The organism is Oleiphilus sp. HI0117 (genome assembly GCF_001635235.1).
The window spans coordinates 1-4570 of the sequence record NZ_LWGA01000667.1 but is presented as its reverse complement, the minus strand read 5'-3'; the positions used below and the strand labels follow the sequence as shown (position 1 = coordinate 4570).

2 protein-coding genes and 2 pseudogenes are annotated in these 4570 nt (G+C 45.5%); 1 reads left to right on the top strand and 3 read right to left on the bottom strand.

The features are described 5' to 3' along the window. Window positions 1-538, top strand: a pseudogene (locus A3757_RS26640) (hypothetical protein); the annotation flags it as partial. Here the strand turns inward: A3757_RS26640 and flgL are convergent. The 3 genes and pseudogenes from flgL to flgK form a co-directional block, all read right to left on the bottom strand. Beyond that, window positions 533-1750, bottom strand: coding sequence for a flagellar hook-associated protein FlgL (gene flgL / locus A3757_RS08975; RefSeq protein ID WP_068511772.1), 1218 nt, complete (start codon window positions 1748-1750; stop codon window positions 533-535). The pseudogene A3757_RS26640 and the gene flgL overlap by 6 nt on opposite strands. A 62-nt stretch (window positions 1751-1812) precedes the next feature. Continuing rightward, window positions 1813-2106 carry a flagellar basal body rod C-terminal domain-containing protein gene (locus A3757_RS27890; RefSeq protein ID WP_255374982.1) on the bottom strand — a complete coding sequence of 98 codons (294 nt, stop codon included), beginning with the start codon at window positions 2104-2106 and terminating at the stop codon, window positions 1813-1815. A 1380-nt stretch (window positions 2107-3486) separates the two neighbouring features. Further along, window positions 3487-4431: pseudogene (flgK, locus tag A3757_RS27885) on the bottom strand (flagellar hook-associated protein FlgK); the annotation flags it as partial. Between the last annotated feature and the right edge of the window lie 139 nt (window positions 4432-4570).

Sequence of the window (4570 nt, the reverse complement as noted above, 5' to 3'; positions counted from 1 at the left end):
GGAAAAGCAGGCCTATCTAAAAGGTGAACGCTGGTATGACGGCTCTTTTGCTACCGATATTCCGAGGCAAAGAATGAGCCGGCTTCACAATGCAAACTACTTTATAGTCAGCCAGGCCAACCCACATATTGTGCCTTTTGTCTCTCAACGTCAGGATGATGGTCTTGCAGCCTTCCTTGCCGACCTATTGGTCAGCAGTAGCTTTTCTCAAGGAAAGGCTCTACTTAAGTTGGGGAAGCGTCGGTTTCACTCTCAGGCTTGGAGTTCTTGGCTAAATCACGCTTCCTTGATGCTTGATCAGGACTATTTGGGCGACATCAATATCCACCCTGAATTTCCGCCTTCCTGGTATACCAAGTTCATGAAGAACCCTAGCCCTTCAGAAAGAGACTATATCTTGAAAATGGGTGAACGCTGCACCTGGCCAAAACTGGCCATGATTAGGGACCAAACTCAGGTAAGCCGAACCCTACAGGCTTGCATCGCTCATCTGGAGCAGAGCGCCAAAGAAGAAAGCTTAAAAGCCACCGCTTTATAAGCGATCAAATAAGGAAAGTGAAGACACCTGAGAATAAGAGGAGTAGGCAGCTTCCAAAGTGAACTGCTGTAAGGACAACAAACTGACGGCTTCCGCATAGTCAACCGATTCTAGGTCGCTCAGAGTTTGCTCTGTTAGAAGCTCCACATCCTTAAGCTGTTCCTCTGTTGTTTCAACAGTGTTCAGACGTGCACCAATCTGGCTTCGAGCTTCTAGAATAGAGGTTTCAGCGCTATCCAGGTTTATCAAGGCACTTTCCAGGTTCGCATCAAAAGTCGCTCGACCTTCTTCTGTGGCAGTAAAGTTATCCAAGGTATAGATAAACTTCTCAATCGTTGACAGAACGCCCTGCTTTTCAGTTGATTCGATAAAGAAGCTATCACCCGCAGTAGGCGTGCCGGTTATCTCAAATTGAACGCCATTGACGACAATCGGATCATTCTGTGAATAAGCCTGATTGGCCAGATAAGATCTACCCGTCGCTTTGTCAGTCACGTTAAACTCTGAAGGCGAGGTGAAAGTCACTATCATATCACCAGGATAAAACTGGTCATAAAGCTCTTGATCTATCACTTGCCCCGTCGTGATTCTGGCTTCTGGTACAGCTTGGTTATGAGGGTTTGCAGCGGTATAGAAGGTATTTTTATCAACAGCAATATCTTGAAATATTTGTTTGCCATTTTCAGATGAAGCAATTGTAACATTTGGCTCGACCTGAACAAAACGTCTCCCCTCATCTCCTTGATAAACGTAAGTACCCGAAACATTCTGCTGAAAGGGCTCCGTACCACCCTGAAAGCCACTAAATAAATATTCACCGCTGGCATCTTGTGAGTTCATCAAACCCGCAAGTTGCGACAAGCGTTCCTTCACCTCGGTTGAAATCGCCGATAAATCACTTTTGTTTAGAACACCGTTCCCTGCGGTCACCGTCAATTCACGAATACGCTGGACAACTGAGTTGATACTACCAAGTAAGTCGTCTTGCAAGTTTAAATGACCACGAGCCAGTTCAATATTCCGTTGAAACTGAGAGTTTAGCTCCAGTTCCTGATTCAGCTCCAAAATTCGAGTTGAAGCAACCGGGTCATCCGCAGGCGTTAAGACTTTCTTGCCCGTCGATATTTGTAACTGTGTCTTTTGCTGATCAGACTGAACATCCTGAATCGCTTCCAGACCACGGTTAAAAAGCTGCTGCGTTGATATTCTCATAAGCGTCACTTGATGGTACTTAAACCACCCCTGTTTTTCCCAACTCTATCTTCAATTAAACTCTATCTAAAGGCATTCAATAGCGTATCAAAAAGCTCTCTGGCAACCGATACAACTTGTGCCGATGCGTTATAAGCAGACTGAAACTGCACCAGCTTACCCGCTTCTTCATCCAGGTTAACACCAGAGATAGACTCTCTATTGTTTTCAGACTGAACCAATAAGGCTTTCGCAGAATCAGCTTCCAGACGTGCCCGATTGGTTACTGTGCCAATTTCTTCAATAATCTGTGAATAGGCTTCACCATAGCTAATCACACCACCTTGAACCGTCCCTGCACTTTCCAACCCAGCCATGGCTAAAGCATTGCGGTTATCCGAGACACCACCTGTGTTGTAATCTATTCTGAAACTATCACCCGCCTCAGCTTGGCCTTTAATCTCGAACTGAAACCCGAGGTAAATTGACTGCCCTACGGGTGCCCGTTCAAAAACACTATCGACGTCAGAGGTAAAGCTGATGCCATCCGCAAGTGTTACGTCAACCGCGCCACCGACAGAAACACCATTTCCCGCTATCACCGTTTCTGTATCCGCTGAAAATGCGCCCGGGTTATAAGGATCCACAGCACTGACATTGACACTGTCACCTGCCGCACCAGTGACAGACACAACAATATCAATACCGTTACTGGCATGAATTTCAACGTCATTGCCATCACTTACAGCATAGATATCCAAATCCTGCAAAGTCGTGTTTTCATTAATCAAACTAGCCAGGTCATCTTGAGTCGAAATACTACCTGCCGGAATGGTAATGGTTTCACCATTGATGACGAAGCCAAGGTCTGTACCATTGGCCGCATCAACGAAATTATCCAAACGAACCTGGGTATAAGCATTTGCCTGAATCCCTTGAACAGCCTGTAAGCTATCAGCAATTTCCTTTGCAGAACTGTTCGCCGTTATTCCCAGAACCTGAGAGTTAACGACACCCGTCTCAGTATCACGCTTCAAGATAGTTAGGTTTTGAGCACCAAAACCATTAACCAAAGTGCCAGTACTCGCCGCTGGCGTTCCAACCTGAAAGGTATCGCTTCCCAATGCCGAAACTCGCATTTCTCCTGGGTCAGAGGTGAAAATCGTATTGGTAATACCAGGGTTGTACAATAGGTTATTCATCGCTGGCGTAAGCGGTATCGGATTAGCCGGATCAGACACATTCAATACTTGAAATCGGGTGTCAGTAATAAACTCAATTTCCAAGGGTGGAGACAACTGCCCTTCGGTAGCAAAGATAGGCAAGGTTGCGTTAGTCAGTGGGCTCTCTACATCAAGCATGGTCCCAAGGCTAATATTCGCATTACCGGTATTACCCAGGTTAGCATCCGCACGAACTGGGGCGGCGAAAGAAATCGCTTCAACCCTGTCAATTTCTGCGCCTATATCCTCTGCACCATTTTTTGTGGGTTTAATAACAAAACGATCACCAACCTTGAAAGTGCCGGAATTAAACTGCAGCTGAAAACCATCGACTTCAACACTAGCCGGAAAAATTCCAGGTAGTATCCCTTTGGTCACAACATTATTTGTACCTGCGATGAACAGGGTATAATCGTTGCTCGATGGACCTTCAAATTTCAGGTCGTAATCGTTGGTTGTCAACTCGGTCGCATCAATGATGTTAACCTGCATACTATGATCTTGAGGTTCAGCATTGGTACTATTTCCCAGAACGCGGCTTCGTGCCAACACTTCCTCATTAACATCCCTAAAGAATAGGCCGCCTAAATTATCTTCCAGATCCATACCCAAGCCATGCTGCTTGTTGACGGTGTCTGACAAAACCATAGCTATACGACCGAGACTATTAACTGCTGTTGTAAGTTCATTGTCTCTAAAGTCTAGAAGCCCACCTACTTTTCCGCCGGTCAGCTCATTACTAATTATCTGAGAGCGACCATTAACCTGCATAACAATTTCTTTTCGTTCAGTGTCACTAGGGTTTAAAGTCACATCCAACTGATTTGAAGAGCTTCCTAAAACAAGAGGCTGACCATTTCCCACAAATACGTTGACCTGACCATCTGCTCCTGTAGGAAAAACTGCTACGTTTACGTATTCAGATAGCTCTCGTAAAGCTTCATCCCGAGCATCTAATAAATTGTTGGGTAAATCACCCTGCCCTGCACCAATTGCAACAGCAATAGACTGATTCAATTCGGCCAAACCTTGAGACAAACTATTGATCGCAGCAACCGAGGCCGCCAGCTCTACGTCAATATTTTCCATCTGAGAATTAAGTCGATTGTCCAATGCATGAAACCTGGAAACCAAACCTTCGGTTTGCGTCAATAATAACTGTCGCTGAGGGATAGAGGTTGGGTCATCAGCGCCACCTTGGAAGGCTTGGAAGAAAGCAGTCATAGCAGGCGTCAAACCAGTTGTCGTGCTGGCAAGCAAGTTATCGATCGACTCTGCTTGAGTAAGCACTGCATCACGTTCATGATAAACGGTTGTATCGGCACGAACCTGCTCGCTAATAAAATCCTCTGCATTTCTACGAATCGTGGCAATATTCGCGCCCTGACCAGTGTAACCACTACCAGTAAGAATAGATTTATTATCTACAAACACGGCCTCCTGACGACTGTAGCCAGGTGTATTGGTATTAGAAACATTATTACCCGTGACCTATAAGGCTGTCTGATGAGCTTGTAGACCTGAAAGGCCAATACCGATTAGATCTGGCATATCAGCCTCCAATTCCTAATTTGCTTGCGGTAGAGCCAAGGTCCAGACTAGAAAGTTCATCAATATT